The organism is Gluconobacter sp. P1D12_c (assembly GCF_018812105.1).
Lineage (GTDB): Bacteria > Pseudomonadota > Alphaproteobacteria > Acetobacterales > Acetobacteraceae > Gluconobacter > Gluconobacter oxydans_A.
On record NZ_JACSIQ010000740.1, the window covers coordinates 1 to 385 of the forward strand.

Below are 385 nucleotides of genomic sequence, written 5' to 3' on the forward strand. Positions count from 1 at the left end.
ACCCGGTTCAGCGCGGTTTCCAGCACTGCACGCCGTTGAGAAAGGAACGTGTCAGCCGTAGCATTGATCGCCAGAGGCAACGGTCCTTGCGCGCGCATCGCTGCAAACGTGGCTTCCGGAAGAAGGTAGGTGTCGAATGCGCGGTATTGGCGACTTTCCGTTACCCAGATGTCTCCGGCACGCAGACGCTCGCGCAGCTGGGTCAGAACACAGAGTTCGTAAGCCTGTCGTATGACTGTTMCCTCTGGCCTGACAAAGCTGTGCCAGGAAGGCGGAATGAAACGGATCGGACAGGAGTCAGGCAAGCGGCGTTTACCGGTCCGATAGAGGTCTCCAATGATCTGCACCGCCTTCAGTAATCCCTGTACCGTGCGACCACCCTGAA

Annotated in this window: 1 pseudogene; it reads right to left on the minus strand. The window is 58.3% G+C overall.

Features of this window, described 5'->3' with window-relative positions:
• A pseudogene (locus tag KP705_RS18985) lies at window positions 1-385 on the minus strand (Tn3 family transposase); the annotation flags it as partial.